Annotated in this window: 26 protein-coding genes; 2 read left to right on the forward strand and 24 right to left on the reverse strand. The window is 43.4% G+C overall.

Annotated features, from left to right (window positions below; translation table 11 throughout):
• Window positions 1-41: 41 nt before the first annotated feature.
• From ABVF09_RS03195 to ABVF09_RS03245, 11 genes are all read right to left on the reverse strand, one after another.
• Window positions 42-1481 carry a hypothetical protein gene (locus tag ABVF09_RS03195; RefSeq protein ID WP_371068603.1) on the reverse strand — a complete coding sequence of 480 codons (1440 nt, stop codon included), beginning with the start codon at window positions 1479-1481 and terminating at the stop codon, window positions 42-44.
• Entirely contained in the window at window positions 1478-2170 is a 693-nt protein-coding gene (locus ABVF09_RS03200; RefSeq protein ID WP_371068604.1) for an ABC transporter ATP-binding protein, read from the reverse strand. The genes ABVF09_RS03195 and ABVF09_RS03200 overlap by 4 nt, the downstream gene beginning before the upstream one ends.
• A 195-nt stretch (window positions 2171-2365) precedes the next feature.
• The gene (locus ABVF09_RS03205; RefSeq protein ID WP_371068605.1) at window positions 2366-2545 is read right to left on the reverse strand and encodes an H-type small acid-soluble spore protein; all 180 of its coding nucleotides are present in this window, start codon (window positions 2543-2545) and stop codon (window positions 2366-2368) included.
• A gap of 13 nt (window positions 2546-2558) precedes the next feature.
• Window positions 2559-4037: an aldehyde dehydrogenase family protein gene (locus ABVF09_RS03210; RefSeq protein ID WP_026771626.1), complete on the reverse strand. Its 1479-nt coding sequence runs from the start codon at window positions 4035-4037 to the stop codon at window positions 2559-2561.
• Between the two features lie 339 nt (window positions 4038-4376).
• Window positions 4377-4934: a TVP38/TMEM64 family protein gene (locus tag ABVF09_RS03215; RefSeq protein ID WP_153462117.1), complete on the reverse strand. Its 558-nt coding sequence runs from the start codon at window positions 4932-4934 to the stop codon at window positions 4377-4379.
• A 173-nt stretch (window positions 4935-5107) separates the two neighbouring features.
• Entirely contained in the window at window positions 5108-5668 is a 561-nt protein-coding gene (locus ABVF09_RS03220) for a GNAT family N-acetyltransferase (RefSeq protein WP_371068606.1), read from the reverse strand.
• 15 nt (window positions 5669-5683) lie between these two features.
• Window positions 5684-6472, reverse strand: a complete 789-nt coding sequence (locus tag ABVF09_RS03225) for a nucleotidyltransferase domain-containing protein (protein ID WP_371068607.1) — start codon at window positions 6470-6472, stop codon at window positions 5684-5686.
• Between the two features lie 104 nt (window positions 6473-6576).
• Window positions 6577-7110: a GNAT family N-acetyltransferase gene (locus ABVF09_RS03230; RefSeq protein ID WP_371068608.1), complete on the reverse strand. Its 534-nt coding sequence runs from the start codon at window positions 7108-7110 to the stop codon at window positions 6577-6579.
• A 150-nt stretch (window positions 7111-7260) separates the two neighbouring features.
• Complete coding sequence (locus ABVF09_RS03235; protein ID WP_371068609.1) at window positions 7261-8100, reverse strand: DUF2785 domain-containing protein; 840 nt, start codon at window positions 8098-8100, stop codon at window positions 7261-7263.
• A 78-nt stretch (window positions 8101-8178) separates the two neighbouring features.
• Complete coding sequence (gene yfkAB / locus ABVF09_RS03240; protein ID WP_153462124.1) at window positions 8179-9303, reverse strand: radical SAM/CxCxxxxC motif protein YfkAB; 1125 nt, start codon at window positions 9301-9303, stop codon at window positions 8179-8181.
• Between the two features lie 108 nt (window positions 9304-9411).
• Complete coding sequence (locus ABVF09_RS03245; protein ID WP_153462126.1) at window positions 9412-10254, reverse strand: LysR family transcriptional regulator; 843 nt, start codon at window positions 10252-10254, stop codon at window positions 9412-9414.
• Between the two features lie 121 nt (window positions 10255-10375).
• Between ABVF09_RS03245 and ABVF09_RS03250 the strand changes: the two genes are divergently transcribed.
• Together ABVF09_RS03250 and ABVF09_RS03255 are read left to right on the forward strand one after the other, a co-directional pair.
• On the forward strand, window positions 10376-10969 hold the full coding sequence (locus tag ABVF09_RS03250; protein ID WP_026771633.1) for an NAD(P)H oxidoreductase: 594 nt from the start codon (window positions 10376-10378) through the stop codon (window positions 10967-10969).
• A gap of 8 nt (window positions 10970-10977) precedes the next feature.
• The gene (locus tag ABVF09_RS03255; protein ID WP_200865439.1) at window positions 10978-11523 is read left to right on the forward strand and encodes a flavodoxin family protein; all 546 of its coding nucleotides are present in this window, start codon (window positions 10978-10980) and stop codon (window positions 11521-11523) included.
• A gap of 434 nt (window positions 11524-11957) precedes the next feature.
• On the opposite strand, the gene ABVF09_RS03260 is transcribed toward ABVF09_RS03255, so the two are convergent.
• From ABVF09_RS03260 to ABVF09_RS03320, 13 genes are all read right to left on the reverse strand, one after another.
• The gene (locus ABVF09_RS03260; RefSeq protein WP_371068610.1) at window positions 11958-12707 is read right to left on the reverse strand and encodes an ABC transporter permease; all 750 of its coding nucleotides are present in this window, start codon (window positions 12705-12707) and stop codon (window positions 11958-11960) included.
• Window positions 12708-13469: an ABC transporter ATP-binding protein gene (locus tag ABVF09_RS03265; RefSeq protein ID WP_026771636.1), complete on the reverse strand. Its 762-nt coding sequence runs from the start codon at window positions 13467-13469 to the stop codon at window positions 12708-12710.
• Between the two features lie 432 nt (window positions 13470-13901).
• Window positions 13902-14246, reverse strand: a complete 345-nt coding sequence (locus ABVF09_RS03270) for a DUF1048 domain-containing protein (RefSeq protein ID WP_371068611.1) — start codon at window positions 14244-14246, stop codon at window positions 13902-13904.
• A 1-nt stretch (window position 14247) separates the two neighbouring features.
• Window positions 14248-14586: a PadR family transcriptional regulator gene (locus tag ABVF09_RS03275; RefSeq protein WP_371068612.1), complete on the reverse strand. Its 339-nt coding sequence runs from the start codon at window positions 14584-14586 to the stop codon at window positions 14248-14250.
• A gap of 233 nt (window positions 14587-14819) precedes the next feature.
• A complete protein-coding gene (locus ABVF09_RS03280) occupies window positions 14820-15581 on the reverse strand; it encodes a class I SAM-dependent methyltransferase (protein WP_371068613.1) in 762 nt (253 codons plus the stop codon).
• Window positions 15582-15694: 113 nt separating this feature from the next.
• Window positions 15695-16384: an LrgB family protein gene (locus ABVF09_RS03285; protein ID WP_026571689.1), complete on the reverse strand. Its 690-nt coding sequence runs from the start codon at window positions 16382-16384 to the stop codon at window positions 15695-15697.
• A complete protein-coding gene (locus tag ABVF09_RS03290) occupies window positions 16381-16749 on the reverse strand; it encodes a CidA/LrgA family protein (RefSeq protein ID WP_026571688.1) in 369 nt (122 codons plus the stop codon). Before ABVF09_RS03290 ends, ABVF09_RS03285 begins: the two co-directional genes overlap by 4 nt.
• A 113-nt stretch (window positions 16750-16862) precedes the next feature.
• Entirely contained in the window at window positions 16863-17747 is an 885-nt protein-coding gene (locus ABVF09_RS03295; protein ID WP_371068614.1) for a LysR family transcriptional regulator, read from the reverse strand.
• A gap of 225 nt (window positions 17748-17972) precedes the next feature.
• Window positions 17973-18956 (reverse strand): ring-cleaving dioxygenase, encoded by a 984-nt coding sequence (locus ABVF09_RS03300; protein WP_026571686.1) that lies wholly within the window; start codon window positions 18954-18956, stop codon window positions 17973-17975.
• A gap of 159 nt (window positions 18957-19115) precedes the next feature.
• On the reverse strand, window positions 19116-19778 hold the full coding sequence (locus ABVF09_RS03305) for a VC0807 family protein (protein WP_371068615.1): 663 nt from the start codon (window positions 19776-19778) through the stop codon (window positions 19116-19118).
• 179 nt (window positions 19779-19957) lie between these two features.
• Window positions 19958-20374, reverse strand: coding sequence for a GNAT family N-acetyltransferase (locus ABVF09_RS03310; RefSeq protein WP_371068616.1), 417 nt, complete (start codon window positions 20372-20374; stop codon window positions 19958-19960).
• 12 nt (window positions 20375-20386) lie between these two features.
• A complete protein-coding gene (locus ABVF09_RS03315) occupies window positions 20387-20827 on the reverse strand; it encodes a VOC family protein (protein ID WP_153462132.1) in 441 nt (146 codons plus the stop codon).
• Between the two features lie 15 nt (window positions 20828-20842).
• Window positions 20843-21877: a S66 family peptidase gene (locus tag ABVF09_RS03320; RefSeq protein ID WP_371068617.1), complete on the reverse strand. Its 1035-nt coding sequence runs from the start codon at window positions 21875-21877 to the stop codon at window positions 20843-20845.
• Window positions 21878-21965 lie beyond the last annotated feature (88 nt).

Raw genomic sequence — 21965 nt, forward strand, 5'->3', positions numbered from 1 at the left:
GCTGCCATGAATTAAACAGGGTACCTTCCTACACATTAACCTTACTGGCTAAATTCTTTTCCTTCTTTTCCTGAAAACAAAACATCATCCGGCTGTTTCCAACGCAACAAGACAACGCCCAGGATGGTTACGTATGGAAAAACAATACTGATGGCAGCCAGGCCGAATAACAAAAAGACAAAGAAATTCTGGATGCTGGGAAGCTCGGATTGTGACTTTGCTAAAACCGCCATGGTAAGTTCCATCTGCTGATGAAAATAACGTCTCGTTAACTCTGCATAGAACCATAATTGGACCGGAAACCACCACGGAGTTTCCTGGAAAAACAGTAAAAGCAACGTAAGGACAAGACAAACAATGGCCCCCGAACGGACAAACCAAGTAAAGAAAGCAAGCTTCCACTGTTTCAATTCCCAAGGCAAACAATAAACAAGCCGATTGCCGAATCCGCCGGTAAAAAAGCTGGATGCCATTTGTACATATAAAAAGATGGACAGCGCTATTCCAATTCCAAACATCCACTCATTGCGGGACCCCAGAAGCACCAATAGGATCAAGACACTGCCAATTGTACGGAGCACCGCTTCCTTCTGTTCCAGAAAATACGTTTTCCAGAGTCTTCGATACATACTGACAGGGTTGGAGTAAACAAATCTTTTTCGATTCATCCTACTGGTGAACAATTGTTGAATCCATCCACGTTTGGGAGGAGGCTTTATTTCCATCTGTGACATTTTGTTTATGAACCACATATTCCAGATAATCAAATCATTCGTCTGTACGACTTTCGACCAATTCACGGATTCGGTTGCTCTTTTTACCAGCAGGATATTGATGCCAGCAAGCGATACAAATACCCCTCCCATCCACCATGCCGCATCGCCGGCATAAATACTAAGCAACCTGACAACTGCTGCCAATACAACGATTCCTGCATTGGTAATCAATTTCATCCAAAACTGCTTTTGATACAGCTTCCACTGGGGTAACGCCATTAATATTTCCATCAAAATTATCAGCCCAGCTGTCCCCATTGCAAAATGAATAGAAAGCGGCGTAATAAAAGCGATAAAACTGGCAATAACCGTCCACAAAACAATTGTTTTCAGGATTTTTTCTCCTGTACAGTATTGCCAGAGCTGTTGCTTGGAAAATGGCAGCATGCTTAACTTCAGTTCAGCGCTCGAGAATAACACCCCTGGCCTGGTAAATGAAGTGACGACAGGCCGTACAAGCAAGACAAGCATTAGATTGAGATAATTGGCAGTGACAAATGATTCTATCTGGAGAATCATGTTCGCCGACTCTTTCAATGTTTCGTGTAATATGAATAAGCCAAATATTATGAATGCCCCTAAATAGATGGATATTGTCACATCAAAACTGACGCCGAAGGCCAGCTTGTAAAGCTTTGCCTTTTTTCTGGACCGATGCTTTTTCACATGCCGATAAACACTCCATGCAGTAGCGAACCCATTCATTCTGAAAATCTCCGTTTCAGAACATGAAAATCTTTTATCTTACCATGGTCTGCCACTTTTCCATGCTGCAGCATGATAAAATGATCCGCCAACTGCTGAACACGGTCTAGTTGATGGGAAGTCAACAATATTGCCGTTTCTTGTCCTGCTTTATCCTTCATGGCTTCGGCTAAAAATTCGGAAGCATAAATATCCAATCCCATGAATGGTTCATCAATTAGCAGTAGTGGAACATCAGGAAGCAAAGCACAAATCGTCTGTACCTTCTGCCGCATTCCCTTCGATAACGACTCAGGAAATTCGTCAAGTTTATCGGTTATTTCCATTTTCCCGGATAGATAATCCACCTTGCGCAGCAGCTCCTGTTCATCGATTTGATAACTGCGGCCATATAGTTGAAAGTGCTGCATCGCAGTCAGCTCCGGCAGTAAAAACGGTTCTTCTGGTATGTAGGAAATCATTTTCTTATAGGGTAGGAAGTCTTCTTCTTGAGAGATACCATTCAAAAGAATATTTCCCGTCTTCCTTTCCTGCAGACCGATCAATGTTTTCATGATGGTCGACTTTCCTGCTCCATTATGGCCTACCAATGCGGTGATGGTGCCAGGTTTCAAATGGAACGATATATCCTTCAAAATCTGTTCCCGGTTTATTTCTACGGAAACCTCTTCTACCAGCAATCCTTGCACACGGATCACCTGCCCCTGTTTTTGTTATAACCAATTTACGTTTTTTGATATCGATCGGTTTCGTTTTTGGTAGAAAAAATGGAGCAATGTCGGGATGGTATTCTCTTAGCTAGTGATTTTTCGAAGTCTTCGAGGGGTAGTATAAAAAAAGCTTGCAGAAAAACGAAACCGTTTCTCTACAAGCATTAAGGCCGACTAACTTTCCTGGAGCTGTTCAATTGCTACGTTTTGCTGACGTGATGGATCATCCAAGGCATAAACTTGTGCAGTTCCGTTTTGTTCATCAATTTGCTGGATGTAAACGGAACTGCCCTGGTAAGTAACCTTGATTAAGTCTTGTGATTGTTTGATCGCTTTTGCACGTTGGTATTCCATCATTTCTTCCTCCTTATTCGGGAATATATGGGAGATCGCGTTGATCGGGTATATTTATCACATGGGTATCAGTATAGGCAAGAATCCCTTCCTTGCCATATTCCCGCCCCATTCCAGATTGTTTGACACCGCCAAATGGAAAGCGGACATCGAGCCCCTGCACCGCTGCAGTATTTATCATGGTGGTTCCTGCCTGAATATGCTTGGCTATTTCCACGGCATGCTCTTCTTCTCCCCAAACCGAACTGGTCAGCCCAAAAATACTATCATTCGCCAACTTGATTGCATGCTGATCATCTTCGAACGGCAATATAGGCACTGTCGGTCCAAATTGCTCTTCTACCACAATCGGATCATCATATCCGGCTCCCAGAACGACAGTTGGCTGCATAAAGTATCCTTTTTCATATAGATCTTGATCGAGAATCTTGCCAAGCTTGACTACTTTGGCACCTTTGTTTTTAGCATCGTCCACCAGACTTTGGACAAACTCCATCTGTTTTTTGTTATTTACCGATCCAATCGTCGTATCCTTGCCAAATGGGTCCCCTACCCGTACCCATCTATTGGCTGCTTCGATATATTTCTCTACAAATTGTTCGTAGATGGACTGGTCAACATATACCCGCTTGGCTATCATACATATTTGCCCGGCGGTAAGGAAGTTGGAGATTACAAGACGCCGCATTGCTTTCTCATCATTGACATCAAAATCCTTCAATACAATCGCGGCATCATTACCGCCCAGTTCCAACGTCATGTGCTTGATGGTATCGGCAGCAGCTTTCATGATGTGCTTCGCCGTTTCTGTTCCGCCAGTAAAGGCTATCTTGGCAACTTTAGGATTGGAAGTTAGCTCTACCCCAACATCGGACTCTCCATGGACTAAGTTCAGAACACCCGGCGGAAATGCATCAGCGATGATTTCGGTTACCACGCTGACAGCGAGCGGGGCCAATGGACTGGGTTTTAGCACCATGGTGTTACCGGCCAACAGAGCGGGGGCTATTTTAATAGTGGAAAGGGATATGGGATAATTCCACGGCGAAATGGCGGAAACAACACCAATCGCATCTTTGGCGATAATCGTTTTACCACCATCGTGGTTTTGGACTTCATTTTTCAGTACCTCCGCCACGTTTTCACAAGCAAACTCCATCCAAGCAAGCGAAACCCCTATTTCACCTTTAGAATCATATAACGGTTTGCCGTGCTCACGACTCAACAATTCAGCTATCTCCGGTGTACGGTCTTTTATATTCTGGATCGCTGTCTGCATCCGCTTGATCCGATCCTGCATTTCCGACTCTGCCCAGACTGGAAAAGCATCATGGGCAGCATCAATTGCCCGGATTGTATCCTCCCGTGTATTGACCGGAGCATAACCGACTACTTCATCTGGTCTTGCCGGATTTTCACGTGGTGCCTGTTTTTCAGCTTTGAATTTTTCCCCATTAATAATTGCATCAATGACAATCTGCTTCTCGGTCATTCTTTAAACACTTCCTTCCGAGGGAATCAAAAGATAAGCTTAGTATTCTCAACAACCTCTTAGTCATACACACTTTTCAACCGTCTGATCAGACGATATAAAAAGAAGCGTTTTGTATATGACCAGTTTGAACTGTCAGCTTTTCAACTGATCTCTGATCATATCAACCGGATGAAATGCATTTTGGCTGGTTCTCTGTCCCGATCCGAATGTCATCCATCCGATGAAGAGCATTTTGTCTCATTTTCTGCCTTCATCCGATTCTCATTAAAACGGTTGATAAAAGGATATGATCCATAAGTCAACAACCCATGGACCATATCCTTCCTTGTCAGTAAACTAACTGTTACTGCTCTCGATATTCATTTGATGAATCCTGCCTAAAAGCGTATAGACAGCAGCTAATATAATCATGAATAAACCGACTACATACCAAGGAAACTCCGTGATCGCCTCCCCAAAAGCTGTATATAACACGGCAGGTAAGATAACTCCTAAAGCTGAATAATACATATAGCTTTTAAAGCCGTTCGTCATTTCCATCAAATACAACGACAATAAATGAAAATGCACAAACGGCATGACCCGAAGAACCATCACCTGACTTACCGTAATCGTCCGATCAGGAAGAATTTTGCTTTTCAATCGGGCCACCCCTTCCCGAAAACGCGGAAATCTACTGACCAATTTATAAAAAACGAGACTCATCAACGATAAACCAATAAAAGACAATACGGCTCCTTCTACAAATCCAAACAACACACCACCGGCAATGCATACAACGATCACCGGTAAAAACAAAAAGGGCCTGAGCAAATGAATAAGAATAAATAGTGCGGGAGCCAGCCACCCTGCCCCTTCTATCAAGGATTGAATGGAGTCATTGAAATTATCCATGCACATCCTCCTCTCTTGCAAAATACAAGTACTATAGCATTTTATAAGAAATGGCCCGGATTGTAAAAGATGTGTGGTTGGGTATTCAAGGACAAGAAATGTTCGCAATACCATTTTATGTTGTTTTTCTCAGATGGTCACGACGTTTGGTTAGAGAAGAACAGAAGAATGTATCAATTGTTTTGGTGTTTCTGTTTCTTCCAATCTTCCAAAAGCAATCCATAAACAATATGGTCGACGTATTCTCCCTGTAGTAATTCAGCTTGACGAATCTTCCCTTCCTGGGTGAAACCCAGTTTTTCCGGTAGAGCTCTGCTTTTTTTGTTTTCCTCTGCCGCTCTTATTTCCACCCGGTTCAACTGCCAAGTTTCAAAAGCGTGCTGGACCATTGCCCGACAAGCTTTGGTCATCAATCCTTTTCCCTCGAATCCATCTCCAATCCAGTAGCCGATACTTGTTGTGCGGTTATGCCAATTAACGAAATGGAAACCGATTACACCGCCGATCTTATCTTGATGCCAAATCCCTGCCTGAAAACCATTGTTCTCGCTCAATTGCAGGAGCGAAGATTTGATAAATACCTCGGTGTCTTCTTGTCTCCTGTTATTTCCGATTAACGGAAGCCATTTTTTCAATCGTTCCATGGAATTCCAGGTCAGCAAGAACAATTCAGAAGCGTCTTCTGGCTCCAGCATTTTTAAATATGATTGTTCGTCAAGAGAATATGTAAACATTTTTTCCGCTCTCCTTTACATCTTATTAGATTGGAAGTCCCACGTTTCTTCGGAAATCATTGTCATCAGTAGACGCTTCGCATGAGGAGCAGAACTCAATTGTTGCGTCAGCCATTGCTGGTGGTCCCGCAATAGCTGGACAACCTGCACCGCTGCCAGGGAATGCTTATCCGGGGTGATAGATTGAAAGAAGTTCCGCATTTCGGCTGTTATTTCAGCAGGAAGCGAGTTTTCGACAGCTTTCAATCCCAGCTGTGCCCGGTTCGGGGAATAGTGATGCAGCAAAACTCTGGCAAGATGGACAGCAACATGGCGTAACATTTCTACCGCCCATAAATCATTCTCCCGCAAAGCTGTTTTGCGGTATTGCAATAAAAACCAGGCAACATCGATCACCTCATCCAAAAACTCATCCTGCGACAAGGTCAAATGCTGTTTTGAAACATACTTTTCCATCCGTTGTTCTGGATCATACAATACCTGGAAATAATCTTTATCAATGTACGTCTCTTCCGTGACTGTGAACAAATCAACATGCAGTAAATCTTCATATACTGCAATAATTTGTGGGGCGATGATAAATATATCATCATAAAACAGTAACGAACCATATGATTGCAAGTGATCGAGTCGACGTTCCAAGAAAGTTTGCTTGTCCGTTTCTTCCACAAGACAATAAAGATCAATGTCCGAGTTTTCATCATGTTCTCCTCGACCTATCGAGCCCTTGACGAACACCGCACGGACGAGCGGATCCGCTTGCAAGCTTGCAGCTATCTTCTCTAATGCCTGCTCTTGAATCAAGTTTTCTTCCTCCCTTTTAAAAGTAAATATTACGCCATTATATTACCTGGCAAAAGGGATGGCAAGTTTTTTTAAGGCGGGGACCCGTTCAACTCCAATTACAGTTAAAATCTGGATAGCTGTTCATTGCCCATCAATGTCAATGAAGGAGCGGTTTCCATTGGACGAATTGCGGATTTGATCACTTCCCAGCCCCTTGATTCATACAGACTTTTGGCAGCATGATTATCGACCTGAGTTGTCAGGAGAGACACAGCATGACGTGACTCTTTAAGTAGAGCATCATGAAGCTTGCTGCCGATTTTCATTCTTTGAACTGCAGGATCGACAGCAAGTTCGACAAATTCAAAACAATCGTCCAGCCATTTTTTCTTTTCTCCCTCATCCAAAAAGCGCTCGATTTTGCTACGGTAGAATTGTCCAGGCATCGACGTATAGCCATAGGCCATCCCGACAATCTTCCCACTCTCATCCAATGCTTTTATTGCCTTGAAGCCTGGATAACATGCATGCTTTCGAATCCTCTCTTTCATTATTTCCTGATGTTGTTCTGGGTTTATGGGATGATGAACATTACAATAGACAGCTGTCACCTCCTCCAAGTCTTTCTCTATATTGGCTACCTTCAAGATATTCACGCTTTCCCCTCCACTATTATTCTATGAGTGATTGGTAATGATTTTTCTGATCTTGCTGATATTTCCCATGGTTTCTCTTTGTAGAGGACCTGAGTGCTGCGCTACTGTCCTTGCTTGCTACTGGTCCTAAAAAACTCAATGAACTGAACATCAACTATAGTAAGGCAGGCTTATTCGAAAAATCGCATTCCTGATGTTTTCTTGTAACCTCGGATGTTTTTGTTTATAGATGAGGCGAAAATATAAACTTCTTAAAAATTGCTTTATATTTTCCCTCCGGATAAATTGCTGCTGACTCCCAACATGAAAGCTGGCCTCTAGCTCCTCTGTAACAAAGGAGATTTCCCGGAGTACAGCTTCTTCGCAAAATCCTCGATCAAGCATGGACGTGACTGGAATAGCCATCCGCTCGTCCTCTTCAAAACCATAACTTTCAATCGAAGTGCCCATCACCCGAATAACAGCTTCAAATATCTCTTGATAGCAGGACTCGAGGCCAGGCTGTTGGACCAGTTCATCGATGGCGTCAGCCGCATGGGCAATACTATGAGCCCATCCTTTATCTTCCACCAGGCCTCTGATGTCCTTTTCTTCCTTCAAATACCTCAGCAAAGCTTCTTTTACTGTCAACAGTTGCTTTGCATCCAGAAAACCAGTGTGCAAGTTTTTATGTAATAGAGCCGCGATGATCAGGGAAGAAAACGATCTGGTAAACACCGAGTCGTCTTTTCTCCCGCCGATTTGATAAAACAGATGCTGCTCATCGATACATTTTGCTAAAATGACGGTCAGCTTCCCGTTAGAATAGTCACCGTTCAGAATCAGCCGACTGAAAACAGGATAAATAAGCTCATCACGTAGAACCGGATCGGTGACTCCGATGCGGGAAAGCATCTCATTTGTCAGCAGATCCAGTTCTTCTACTTCGAGTTGGTGTTCTTTGTTTTCTTTAATCTGCCTTAATCTATTAGTAAATCGTTCTGCATCCATGCCTCGGCCACCTTTTTTCCTCTGTTTTTTGTAAATCGTTAAATCGAAGAGCAGGAACGTTTGCTCCTGCTCTTTGATTCACCTGCTAATGTTTGCTTGCTTTTGTTGAAAATCGGTTGTTGGATAGTATGTATTTTTCACCAACACATTCGGACCTAGGCACTTCACTGCCGGACAATGACAATTCAGTGATTTAGCTGTTTTCGTCTCCATCCACCGCTGGTAAGACTCTTGTAACGGTACCGTTTGAATATTTCCAAGGGGCGGTTCATCGCCAAAGTCCGTCACCGTCACTTCACCGGTGAAAATACTGACGTTGAGTCTTGAACGCCCATCCGGATCGTTCCGCACTGAGACGTTCCTGGCTGCATATAGCTGCTGTTGCAATTCCAACTCTTCGGGTGAAGAACTGCATGGATAGAACGGAAGTGTTCCAAACAGCATCCAAATGTCTTCATTCCGGTGTGCAAGCAGTCGGCGAATAGCCGTTCTTATTTGTTCCAAACTCAATGTTTCCAGTTTTTCAGCAAAATCGACAGGATACATAGGATGTATCTCGTGCCGTGTGCAGCCCATTTCCTGTACATGATCATGGATTCTCTCCAGATAGGGAAAAGTCCTGCCGTTCAGCATAGTTTCGGCGGAAACCATGACGCCCTCTTTCGAAAGGCGCTGGGCATTTTCCACCATCCGCGCAAAGTACTTCTTACGATTTTCCATCGACGGCTTTCGTTCCATCCGAGCAAACCCGGTTTCCGCGAATTCTTCCTCCGTCCCCCAGTTATGGGAAATATGGAGAACATCCAAATAAGGGGTGATTTCCTCGTAGCGTCCGTAAGGTAAAGTCAAATTCGAATTAATTTGTGTTTTCACACCGCGGGCGTTGGCATATTGAAGCAAGGGCAGAACATAATTCCTTACCGACTTCTTGGACATCATCGGCTCTCCCCCGGTTATGCTGATCGCCCGTAAATGTGGAATTTCATCCAAACGGCGAAAAATCAAGTCCATCGGAAGTGCTTCCGGATCGCGATCTCGCAAGGCATAACCCACGGCACAATGATTGCAGCGCATGTTGCATAATGTAGTGGTTGTAAATTCCACATTGGATAGCACCATTTCACCATGTTCCTCTACATCCAAGTACGCCTCCCACGGATCATTGGACGGTGTCATTTTATCAGCGATTAAATTAGCGTTCATTTATGTAACTTCCTTTCGGTTGTTCAAATAATAATCTTTTCTATCGTAACATATGAAGCATTTTATGAAGAAAGAAGTTTACAAGAATCTTCTCCTTCTGTTGTCTAATTAGTCTGACAGCAATGACAGGAATGCCTGTAAATTGCGAGAACGCCACTTGTCTTTGTGAACAGCGGTATAAATCCCGATTTCATTTCCGGTGCTTATCGGGACTGTTGCCAGATCACCGTTCGCCACTGCATCCTTCACTGTAAAAGAAGGCAACATGGCTTTTCCCAATCCACTCAACACACCTTGTTTGATTGCTTCGATACTCGGCAGTTCTATTCTTGCATATCCCCCCTCATTTTTCAGATAGTCCTCGATCAATGGCCTCCAGCTGCATGTATACTCCGTCACCAGCATGGTTTCGGCTATACGCGGGGCAGACTGTTTTGCAGGTCCAACAAGGATAAGGCGATCCTCTTTGACTTTCTCAACCGTTAAATCCTTGGGCTGCCAATCAGGTGTATCGACCAGAATCGCCGCATCGATGTCCCCTTTTTTTAATTGGCCGGAAAGATTTTCGTAATCGATTGATTTGAGCGTCAACTCCACCAGGGGATACTGCTCCATGAATCGCCGGATTTTACTTGGCAGCCAATAAATCATCAGTGATTCACTTGCTCCGATGGATAAGGGCCCTGCTGGTTGGTCGCCTTCCTGAATGATTCGTTTGGCTTTGGCGTACAACTTGATGATGTCAGCGGCATATGGCAAAAATCGCCTGCCGGTCTCGGTAAGGGTGATCGTCTTTCCCATCCGATCAAATAAAGGATACCCGAGTTCTTCTTCTAATGATTTGATATGGGCGGTGATCGAGGATTGAGCATACCCCAAATCATCCGCTGCTTTTTTGAATCCTCCTTTTTCCACGATGGTTTCAAAAGTCACGAGGTGACGCAATTCCAATCCAATCCCTCCCCATTATCGTTTTTATTGATCAGAACAATCTAAAACTTCAATTTTACTGAACTTACACTCTATTATAGACTGGTTCTGAGGAACATTTCAACGGAAGGAGTGATCATTCATGAAGGTGTTGACATTTGTCACACATCCACGGACAAATTCTTTAACCTTTGCAACTGCAGAGAAATTCATGGAAGGCCTAAAAGACGCAGGACATGAGGCAGATATGCTCGATTTATACCGTAGCGGTTTCAAGCCATTAGTGGAAGAAAAAGATGAGCCTGACTGGAACAATTCCATCCAACACTTCTCCCATCAAACAGCAGCAGAAATGGAACGCCTGAAACAATATGATGGCTTGGCGTTTATTTTCCCTTTATGGTGGTGGAACATGCCGGCTTTGATGAAAGGGTATATCGACCGCGTTTGGAATTATGGTTTTGCGTACGGAGGGAATAAACTTCCGCACGATCGCGTTCTATGGCTCACTCTTGCTGGTGCTCCTCCTGAACGATTCAGTAAAAGGAAGTACGATTCCATGATGCGTCGTTATTTCAATATAGGACTTGCCGATTACTGCGGCATCGAACATTCTCACTTCGTGTTGTTTTATCGAACCATCAACCCGTCGCAAATCCATGTGGATATGCTGCTTGGAAAAGCTTATCAGTTGGGAAAACAATACACATTACTTTCAGATGAAAAGGAGAGTTGATCATGAGTATCTTGACTTTGCATGGCAGTTCACGAAAAGGTGGGAATAGTGATTTCCTGGTCGAAGAGGCGTTGGATGGTGTTGACCATACGTCCATGCATCTGCTTGATTATCAAATGGATCCTATTATTGACGAGCGTCATACGGAGGAAGGCTTTACAGCTGTCGAGGACGACTATGAAAGGATGCTCAAGGAATTTCTGGAGCACGACATCATTGTCTTTGCCACGCCATTATACTGGTTTGGTATGTCCGGACAAATGAAAATCTTTTTTGACCGCTGGAGCCAGTACATGCGCGATCCCCGTTTCCGTTTTAAAGAATTGGTAAAACAGAAAAAAGCGTATGTCATCATAACAGGTAATTCACCTGATCCTAAAATTTCAGCGCTTCCCTTGATTCAACAATTCAAAGCGATTTTTGATTACGTCGGTATGGAGTTTTCCGATTATATCATCGGCCAGGCAAACAAGCCAGATGAAATAAAATTCGATTCCTACGCAATGGCCAAAGCCGATTTATGGAGTCAGCAGTTTAAACAATTAAGAAGTTAAAAGTCTAGACCGGTTTGATTAAAATAGTTGCAATCCCGTCGAGAAAGCTACCATCACAGGGAAATACTTTTCAATCACTTTACGTTACAGTGATGAAATTGCCTGTTGTTTGATGGGTGCTTCGTATCGAAACGGCAAGATACTACGAATTCCATGCGGACGGCTCCCACTTCCTCAGAAGGCAAAAGATGCTTTCCTGCGGGATTTTCAGCTCGTGCCGGTACTTTTGGAACCTCTGTATCTTGCCTTCGCTACGTTTTCATCGTCTTTTTGTTATGGAAGGGTTGAACGGCTTCCTTTTTTTCGTCACTATGCTTTTGTCTCAATCACACTAATTCTTTTGCTATTTCGCATTTTTCCTCCGTAATGGGACTACATTTGGAATCATTACTTTTTCTATCAATGTTACTGTACTTACTCATATTAGAAAACACTCACCCTAACTGGCGCTGAAATACTTTACTGGCTATCAAATAAGCGAGGACAATGATTCCAACGCACCAGGCAAGCGCAGTCCAGATACCATTTCCGACAGTACCTTCATACATGAGGGCACGAATGGAATTCACAATGGAAGTGACGGGCTGGTTTTCAGCGAACACACGAACTGCCTTGGGCATGGTATCGGTGGGAACGAAAGCCGAACTGATGAACGGCAGGAAAATCAACGGGTAGGAATATGCTGTCGCGCCTTCCATAGATTGTGCAGTCAATCCGGGAATGATTGCAAGCCAAGTCAGTGCCAATGTAAACAGTCCGAGTATACCAACTATCGCTATCCAATCCACCATATCAGCATTTGAACGGAACCCCATTATGAACGCGACCAGGAAAACCATTACTAACGTAAGTGCATTGGAAACAAGCGAAGTCAAAACGTGAGCCCACAGTACCGACGAACGCTTGATAGGCATAGTGATGAAACGTGCCATCAGTCCGCTTTTCACATCCGTAAATAGCCGTAAGGAAGTGTACGCAACCCCGGATGCGATAGTGATCAGCAAGATTCCCGGCAATAAATAATTGACATAGTTATCCGTTCCTGTCTCAATAGCTCCACCAAATACATAGACAAAAAGAAGCAGCAGCATAATCGGTGTAATGGCAACCGTAATGATGGTATCCGGGCTGCGCATGATATTTCGCATTAATCGTGCCATTAAGACCCCTGTTTTCCTTTTCATTTACTTCTCCTCCTTTTTGCCAATGATCGTAAGGAAAATTTCCTCTAATGTCGGCTGCTTCTCGATGTATTCCACTTTCACTGGCGGGAACATCTCTTTTAGTTCGTTAAGAGTTCCGGTTGTGATGATTTTACCGCCATGAAGGATGGCGAGACGGTCTGCCAGTTGTTCGGCTTCCTCCAGATACTGGGTTGTCAGCAATATGGTCGTGCCATTGTCGGCAAGCTCTTTGACTTTATCCCAGACTTCCATCCGTGCTTCGGGGTCGAGCCCCGTGGTCGGTTCGTCGAGAAAAATGACTGCCGGAGTTCCGATCAAACTCATGGCGATGTCAAGCCTGCGCTTCATTCCACCAGAATATTTGTCTGCGCGTTGGTTGGCAGCCTCGGTCAGGTTGAATTTCGCAAGCAGATTGTCGGTGACTTGAGCGGGATTAGATACTCCCCGCAATCTGGCAATCATTATCATATTTTCCCGTCCTGTTTGCATGCCATCTAAAGCAGCAAATTGTCCTGTCAGGCTGATGGCTTGGCGAACATTGTCCGGTTCCCGCTGAACATCAAAACCGCAAATGCTTACTTTGCCTCCATCTGGCTTCATCAGTGTCGAGAGAATGTTGATCGCCGTCGTCTTGCCGGCTCCGTTTGAACCTAGCAGAGCGAAAATTTCACCACGTTTCACCTCAAATTCGACTCCCTTTAATACTTGCTTGTCTTTAAAGGATTTTTTTAATCCTTTTACCGTAATGGCTGTATTGTTCATTTTAGTTTTCCTCCTTATAAAAAGTGCCTGTAAGCCGCTTCCGAAATCCTGAGTTTAGGGCATTCTGCCTGATAATCTAGAGGATTGTTCTCCTTAGACAAAGAACGTTCGATCAGTGAAGGGCCTTGCAGAGCTCGGTTCTAGATAATTCATTCTACTTAGTGTCAATGGTATTCAGTAACACTTACTACTAATTTAAAAATGAAACTGAATAGGGAAGTTGGCAACAGAACTTTTGTTACCAGCTATTCAGTCAGAATGATCTAATGAACTTCGTTTTCAATTTTGCATACTGTAATTGAAATTTTCATGGTGCTTAGCCGATGTCTTTAGCGCGTACCACCAGTTCACCGACAAATGATTTATGCGGAGCGAAAGCGAATGTTATTTTCAGACTGGCTATGTGAAATGGCAGCGAGAATCAATCTCATTTCACCTTTCATTGCGCCCGATTGTCTCATTTAACTTCGTACGATATTTGTCCTGCCAGGTTTTCGAATCCTTCACTAGTTCATCACAAAAAGCAGCCACGTCTTCTCCCGTGAGGTCGGTTACTTTCTTGCCATCCGCAGCCCCTTCCTCGAAAAGGTCGAGAATGCCGTGAAAAATTCGGCTAGTTTCCTTCCAATCGGTGAGACCACCAGAGGTCCACATATATTTTTGAATAGCTTTGTATGCTTGATGATACTCATTTGGAAGTGCCTTTGCTCGAGCCTCCATCGCCTTCCATTCCCGCTTTTCTTCCAGATTCCCATAAATTTTTTCAAAAAAATTCATTTTACCTTCTCCTTTTGATTTCTTTCGTTTTGAGCTCATTCATTTTGCCCGAAATAAATTCCCATCTTTCCCAAAAATTTTCAAGGCGTTCATGGCCCGCTGCATTCAGTGTATAAAATTTTCTCGGCGGTCCCACAGTGGATTGTTTTTTCTCTATATCCACCAGATTGTTTTTTTCAAGCCGTATGGTAATGGTATATACTGTACCTTCAACTACATCAGTAAAGCCAAGTTCCCGCAGCTGTTGTGTGATTTCATAACCGTATGTTTCTCCACGGCTGATGATTTCAAGCACACAACCCTCGAGCACCCCTTTCAGCAATTCTGTTATTTTTTCCACCTTCATCACCCATTTGCATTATTCAGTATTCTGTATCACCGGTAATAAGCGTTACTTACTACTGGTATATAGTATTACATAATAGCTGTCCTTGTCAAACTTTTTTCTTCTGAAAATGCTTTACAAGGAAGTTCATAGAATCTTGTTGAGGAATTATATCTCTCCAGGAAAAATACAAAGCAGGCAGTCCCGCCCAATGGTCTGCCTGCTTCAACCCAACTCCGTTTATGTAATTATTTTTTCACGGCTTTTATTATCATCGCAGCAGGAAACCGTTGTGCCTTATACAAGGAATAATAACCGTCAGACTGCTCTGCTTTTACATCTTTCAGATCGGCTGGAACATCGCTTTCTATCACGCGTTCGATAGTAAATCCAGCAGTGATCAAGGTGTTGAGGTACGTGCTCATCTTCCGTCGCTGAAATGCCATGGGTTTCTTTTCCCCTTTGAAATTATCGAATTGCAGCATGCCTTCCTCCTGATAAGAGGCGTCCAAATAAAAACGTCCATCCTCACTTTTCATATGGGGATATAAAGGGTGGTCCCAACTGAATATAAAGGAGCCTCCTCCTTTCAGATACGAATAAATCAATTGAAAGGTTGCGGGTAGATCTGTCGTCCAGCCGATTGCATAAATCGAATAAACGTAGTCAAAATATGCTTTGGGCAGACCGATATCCGTTTCCATAGGTGCACAGAACAAGTGAGTCAGATGATCCTGCAGGGTAATTTCCGCAAGCTCTTTTTGTTCTTCTGAAAAATCAACACCCCATAACTCTGCTGCACCTTTTTCTGCCATATATTTTAGTGAATGACCACTCCCAAAACCAATATCCAGTACCTTTTTGCCGGCTATCTCCCCGAATAACTGTAATTCTTCCTCGGACTGTGCGTATGGTCCATATCCCGGCAACGCATCCTGTCCGTTAAAATGGTGTGCCACGGCATTCCAACCGGACCTGTTTTTTTCCAATAGCTCTTCTGTCAATTTCATCGCCTCCATTCCCTTGTAATTCCATGGGAAGCAATAAAATCCCTCTAAAATTTCAAAAAAGCAAGCTGCTTTTGCCGCTTTAGGTTTTCAAAAAAAGCTGACCTGCATTCAGGTCAGCCGATAAATGAAACAAGCATGGGTATCAAAAATTTCCCCCATAATACAGTTAAACTGGCGGCGAAAATCATCGCCAATGTCGAAAACGTTGCAGCTTGCTCGCCATATTCCATTGCTTTATTGGTTCCGACGCCGTGCGCACTCGTACCTAACGCCAGGCCTTTAGCTATCGTCGATTTTATCGAAAAGCGCTTGATCACAGCTGGTCCGATAATCCCGCCGATAATACCGGTGAGAATGACAAAAACGGTTGTCAAGGTAGGAATACCGCCAATATCTTTTGAAACCTCGATGGCAATTGGCGTGGTAATCGACCTTGGCAGTACACTGACCAGAAATTGATTGTTCAAGTGCATAAGCAAGGAAAGCAAGAAAGAAGAAAATATTGCAACGAGCGTACCGATGGTAATGCTGGTCACGATTGTACCGATATATTTTTTCAATACTGGTAAATGCTTGTAAATGGGAATAGCAAATGCAACGGTTGCCGGTCCCAGCATATGTGTGAGCAGACTTGCGCTGTCTAAATATTGATCGGCAGACACATGCAGCAAACTGATTAAAACAATAATCAAAATCGGGCTCAACAGCAATGGGTGAAAAATTGGCAGCGGGATGCGTTTATATCCTGCCTTCGCCAACATATATAACAAACTGGTTACAAAAATAAAAAAGATGATACTCATTGGGTATCACGCTCTTTCCGGATCATGATTTTATCTGCAATAAAGGCGGTAGTGCCCATGACAATAAAAGTACTTATCCCGATGATCAACACGGTGCTGAAGCCTTGCCAGCTAAGCATTTCATCATAATTAACAATTCCGACCGCAGACGGTACGAAGAACAATAACAATTCAGCTATCAGCCAATTTCCGCCCTGCTCGACCCATTCCAGTTTAACCATCTTCAGGCAGAGGGCCAAAAACAACAGCAGAAGTCCGATCATCGAAGCTGGTATCGGAATCGGAATAAGTGCTTTGACACCAGCTCCCAAAAACAGAAACAAGTGAATGAAGACAATTTGGAAAAGAATCGTAATGATTTTCAAAGCCTATCCCTCCCAACTCCTTTACCTAAGCTTTAAAATTCGATTAATCTCATCTTACTACCGTTGCCTTCATTCGTAAAATACATATAAATTATATAACGCATAACTTTTAGTTATACACGATCATGCATTTGTTGGATAAAATCAATGAAAGTCCTGCCTGCGTAAGAAATATACTTATCTTTCTTGGTGATGACGGCGAGATTCCAAGGTATCTTTGGGTTCACCTCCAAAATATGTAATCCGCTGTTTCTCACTTTGTTACAGATCGAATCAGGCAAAATCGTTATCCCGAGATTGGCGGCGACCATTTCCGCCATCAAATCCCATTGGGAGCTTTTAAACAAAATATCCGGATGATAACCAGCCTGAATGAACTTTTCCAGAATAATATCGTGCAGTGCAAAATCTTCATGATAAAAAATAAACTCTTCTTCCTTCAGTTCCAATAAGTCAATCGATTTCCGATTGGCAAAACGATGCTCCTCCGGCACGACAACATTCATTTTTTCCTCCACAATCGGATAGATGTTAAATATTTCGTCATCTACCGGCAAAACAGCGACCGCCAAATCGAGTTCGCCCTCATCGACACTTTTTACAACCTTGGCACCGCCATACTCCGTGATGGTGATTTTAATGTTCGGGTATTTTTTATGAAAGGCAGATAACACATTCGGGAAAAACAAGCTGCCAATGATCGGAGGCAGTCCGATATGTATGGCACCACGCTCCAATTGCGTCAAGTCATTCAATATGGTTGTCATGTCATCCAATTGTCCTTCAATCTTCCTCGCATATTCTCTTACCACCATACCGGCATCCGTCAGTTCACTCGTTTTATTGGATCGGACGATCAACGTCATCCCCAATTCATCCTCGAGTCCCTTGATCATTTTACTCAATGCCGGTTGTGAAATATGGAGAGATTCCGCCGCTTTAGTGATGCTTTGTTGTTTTGCCACCTCTAAAAAGTAATGCAATTGGCGTAATTCCATCCTGGCACCTCCTGTCGCTTGTATGCACCCATCGTCATTTTATCAAACCCTTGCAGAATTCAAGAAAAACATGCTCAATTCAAAAACTCCACCCGTTTTTCATTCACAGTTATAAGGAATTTGGGCAGACTTGCTGAAATTGACAGAGGGAAGGTTAATGGAATTACCAATAAAACAACAGACACTAGCATTGGAAAAAACTCCATACAAGTGTCTGTTGTTTCGCTATTCGTATTCTTTTTCAATACTTTTCGTACTTCTGACCGTATCGATCGGCCGAACCGCATTTTCGATTTGGGCTCGTTTCGATTCGAGAAACGGCGGCAGGGAAAGCTTTTCCCCCAGTGTTTCATATGGTTCATCCCCCATGAAACCTGGACCATCGGTTGCAAGCTCAAACAGAATCTGTGGTGCCACCCTTGTGTATAAGGATTTAAAGAAGAAACGGTCAACATACCCAGAGGTTTGGAAACCAAATCTTCGATACCATTGATCCCACTCTTCTAACTCATTCCGATCCTCGATACGGAAAGCGGCATGATGGACGGTGCCAAATCCTTGTCGCGCTTGGGGTAGCACTTTGTTGTGTTCCACTATGACTTGTGCGCCATTCCCTCCTTCACCCACTTCAAATAAATGGAAGGATCCTTCCTGATCGATTTCGTTAAAGACCAAAACTTTTTCCATCATTTCTTTAAAATACTCGAAATTCGCAATCCGAACAAATATCGGACCCAGTCCTGTGATGGCATATTCCAATGGAATCGGACCTTGCTGCCAAGGGGTGCCCGATGCCACCCCTTCATTTTGTTCATCAGAAATCAGTTGGTAATGCTGGTCGTCAAAGTCGACGAACGACAATGTTTTCTTGCCGAACTGCTCTTTGATGCCTGTATGTTTTACTTCCAGACGATCAAATCGTGCCACCCAATAGTCCAGAGCAGCGTCAGTCGGAACACGAAAGGATGTTTTGAAGATTTCATTGGTTCCATGCTCGCCTTTCGGTATCCCTGGAAAGTCGAAAAACGTCATATCTGTACCCGGGTTTCCTGTATCATCCGCAAAAAACAAATGATAAGTTTGGATATCATCCTGATTGACTGTTTTTTTAACCAACCGCATTCCAAGCACATAAGTGAAAAATTCATAGTTCTTCTCCGCACTGCTTGTAATGGCTGTTACGTGATGAATTCCTTTCAACTGGTTCATCTCAATTCCTCCATATATTTAGTTCACGAACCGCCTCAGACGGTCTTAGCTATTCCCGGCGGCTAATGTCTCAATCATATTGGTATTTTCTTCATAATATCTTTAATTCAAGATAAATGTAACATGCGCTTGTTTTTCGTGTCAATGTATGCAGCTTCCTCAAACAGAACGTGCTCTCTTCTCCTCTATTTCCTGTTCCGCTTTCTTGATTAAATCTGGCGATGTATAGATAACTTTTCCGATATAGAAAAAACCCACGATGGTAAATCCGGTCATCAGCCAGCTGAATGCCTGACGAAGGATGATTCCTTTCTCGAATGCCTCCACCCCGTACTCCATAATCAACATGGTCTTCACTGCAGCGAGGACACCACTCCTCAATGCAAAAACGAAAGTAATCAGCTGAAAAATCCGAAACAGCCGTTTCTGATAGTAAAGACATTTACTAAACCTTCGATCATATCCCTGCAGTTCGGCAAAATCTAATCCAAAATAAAGGGTGATCGGTCTTTTGATTATGATGGACCCGAGAAAAAACAATCCCATCGCTGCAGTATAAAAGACTTTGTTCCAAAGTAACTGCAGGGAAGAGCCTGCCAGGATATCGATCAGCGTCTCGATCATCAGTGTAACCAAAATAAAGACACCGAAAAAGTTGATTCGTTTCAACTCGTAAAAGCGATATACACTATACACAATCCCCGGAACAGAGGAAAGCAGCATGGCATAATAATCACCAATGAAATCACGGACAAAATGCCAAATAAATAAAGGAAATAAGGCATAAATGATAATGTCGAGCAAAACAATATTTTTCTTCATACAGACCCCCGCTTGACGAAAATAAACTATATATATCTTCATCTCCCAACAGGGTTAGGTTCCCCCTGGAAGTATGCTGTCCTACAGCATTATGTCTTTCCTTCAAGCTGTTTTTGTCAGTAGAAACGGAAACTTTCCTTAAGTCGAAAAAAGAAGGCCGATAATCAGCCTTCCAACTTTCAAAGTCTTTTTTGCAAAAAGTATTGGTTGAATCCTTGTGGATGGTCTTCCAGCACCCCGAATACCCGATACCCCTGTTTTTGATAAAATTCCGGCGCCTGGAAGCTAAACGTATCGAGGAAAATCAAACGACATCGTTTCTCCACTGCAAGTTTTTCTACCTGTTTCAGTAACTGCGCCCCATACCCTTTGGAACGATGGTATTCATCCACCCAAAGAAAATCTATATGCAGGTGTTGCCAATACATCGTCCCGGTGATGCCTCCGATGATATCACCATTATCTGATGAAACCAGAAAGCAAATATTCTCCTTCGGTGTTTTCAAATGATCGGGCAGCTGGCTCATATTATGTTCAATTAATTTTTCCCGGATGTATTCTTTATCAGACTGATTATATGTTCTCTCTATTTTCACTGATTACTCCCCTTATTTCATTATCAGCATGTCTTGTTCATCAAATTCCCAGTTTTCCCCATAGGCAACTTCCCAATAGAATCCATTAGGATCCTGAAAATAACCGCTATAACCACCCCAGAACACTGTTTGCGGTTGTTTGACGATGGTGGCTCCAGCTCTAGCTGCCATAGCGAAGACCTCATCGACTTCTTGTTTTGATTTTCCATTGTACGCCAGGCTGATTGCAGATCCTCCTGATTTCAATGCTGGCGGCTCTTGTTCATTGATGTCCGCAGCCAGCTGTTCCAGAGGAAAAAGCGATATTTTCGTGCCGCGATTATTGAAGAAAATGACTTCCGGGTTCGATTCCTCCCCATAGACAAGGACCTCGAAACCAAGACCTTCACGATAGAAGTGCAAGGATTCCACCATATCTTTGACTCCAAGCGTTACCAAATTCAAACGATTCATTCTCTGTTCCCTCCTTTACTCTTTCACGCCACTTTCCAAGATAGAAAAAGCCAAGTTTTCACAATCAATCTCCGCCCTGGCACCATAGGGGAGGACGAACTTCGGTTCAGTATGTCCGAAATTCAAGTTATATAGAATAGGTAAATCGGTATGATTGTACTCCTCCATCACTTGCCTGATGACTGATTTATATTCCTCATAATAGGTCTCGTCCATCGGTTTTCCGAATACAATCCCGTTTGCCACATCCAGAATTCCCTGCGCAGCATAATTGCGCAGCCAATACTTTATAAATTCAGGCTCCGGTTTGTCTTCCGATGTTTCAAAAAACAATATGCTGTCTTCCCAATATTCTTTGTCCGGCCACAGAGGGGTCTGTTTTGCGAATTCCAAAACATCTATACAGCCGCCGATTAGCCGTCCTTGAACGCACCCTTTTCCCTGTAAAAGTTCATAACCTTTGTCAGGACGCAGGTTTCTTCGTTTGTGTTTATTTTCTTCTGTCCATTCCAGGCGTTCACTGGTCCACTGCTTTGCCGGTTTAATTTCACCGATTGGCTCGGTATCAAAAAGGGTACGTCTGATATGCTCCACTGTGTAAGTGTCCATTTCCATGTTTTCAGCGAAATCCGTCATAATTGCCGGTCCGTAAAAAGATGACACACCAGCTTTGTGACAAAACAAATGCGCAATGGTCACATCGGAATATCCCAGCAAAATTTTCGGATTTTGACGAATCACTTCAAAATCTATGTAAGGCAGCAGCCTGATACTGTCATCCCCGCCGATATTCGCAATAACCGCTTTAATGGAAGAATCCCGAAAAGCGGCCATGATGTCTTCCGCACGGGCTTCGGGATGCTCATAAAGATACGCTGCCCCTTTCAGACTGTGCGGCATTGCCACCACTTCCAGACCGAATACATCAGCAAGCCGCCCGATTCCCTGCTGATACCTCCAGCGCAATTCAGGTTCTCCTGCCCCTCCCCAAGAAGGGCTTATCGTAGCTACCCGGTCACCGGGCTTTAGTCTTTTTGGTTTGATTAACATGTTGGACCACCTCTCCCCTACACTCTACTGTAATTATTCGATTTAACGACTAAAAATCCTTTTTTCTTCCTTTTAAGCTTTTAAGGAA

The organism is Sediminibacillus sp. JSM 1682029 (assembly GCF_041366435.1).
In the GTDB taxonomy this organism is placed as follows: Bacteria; Bacillota; Bacilli; order Bacillales; family Amphibacillaceae; genus Sediminibacillus; species Sediminibacillus terrae.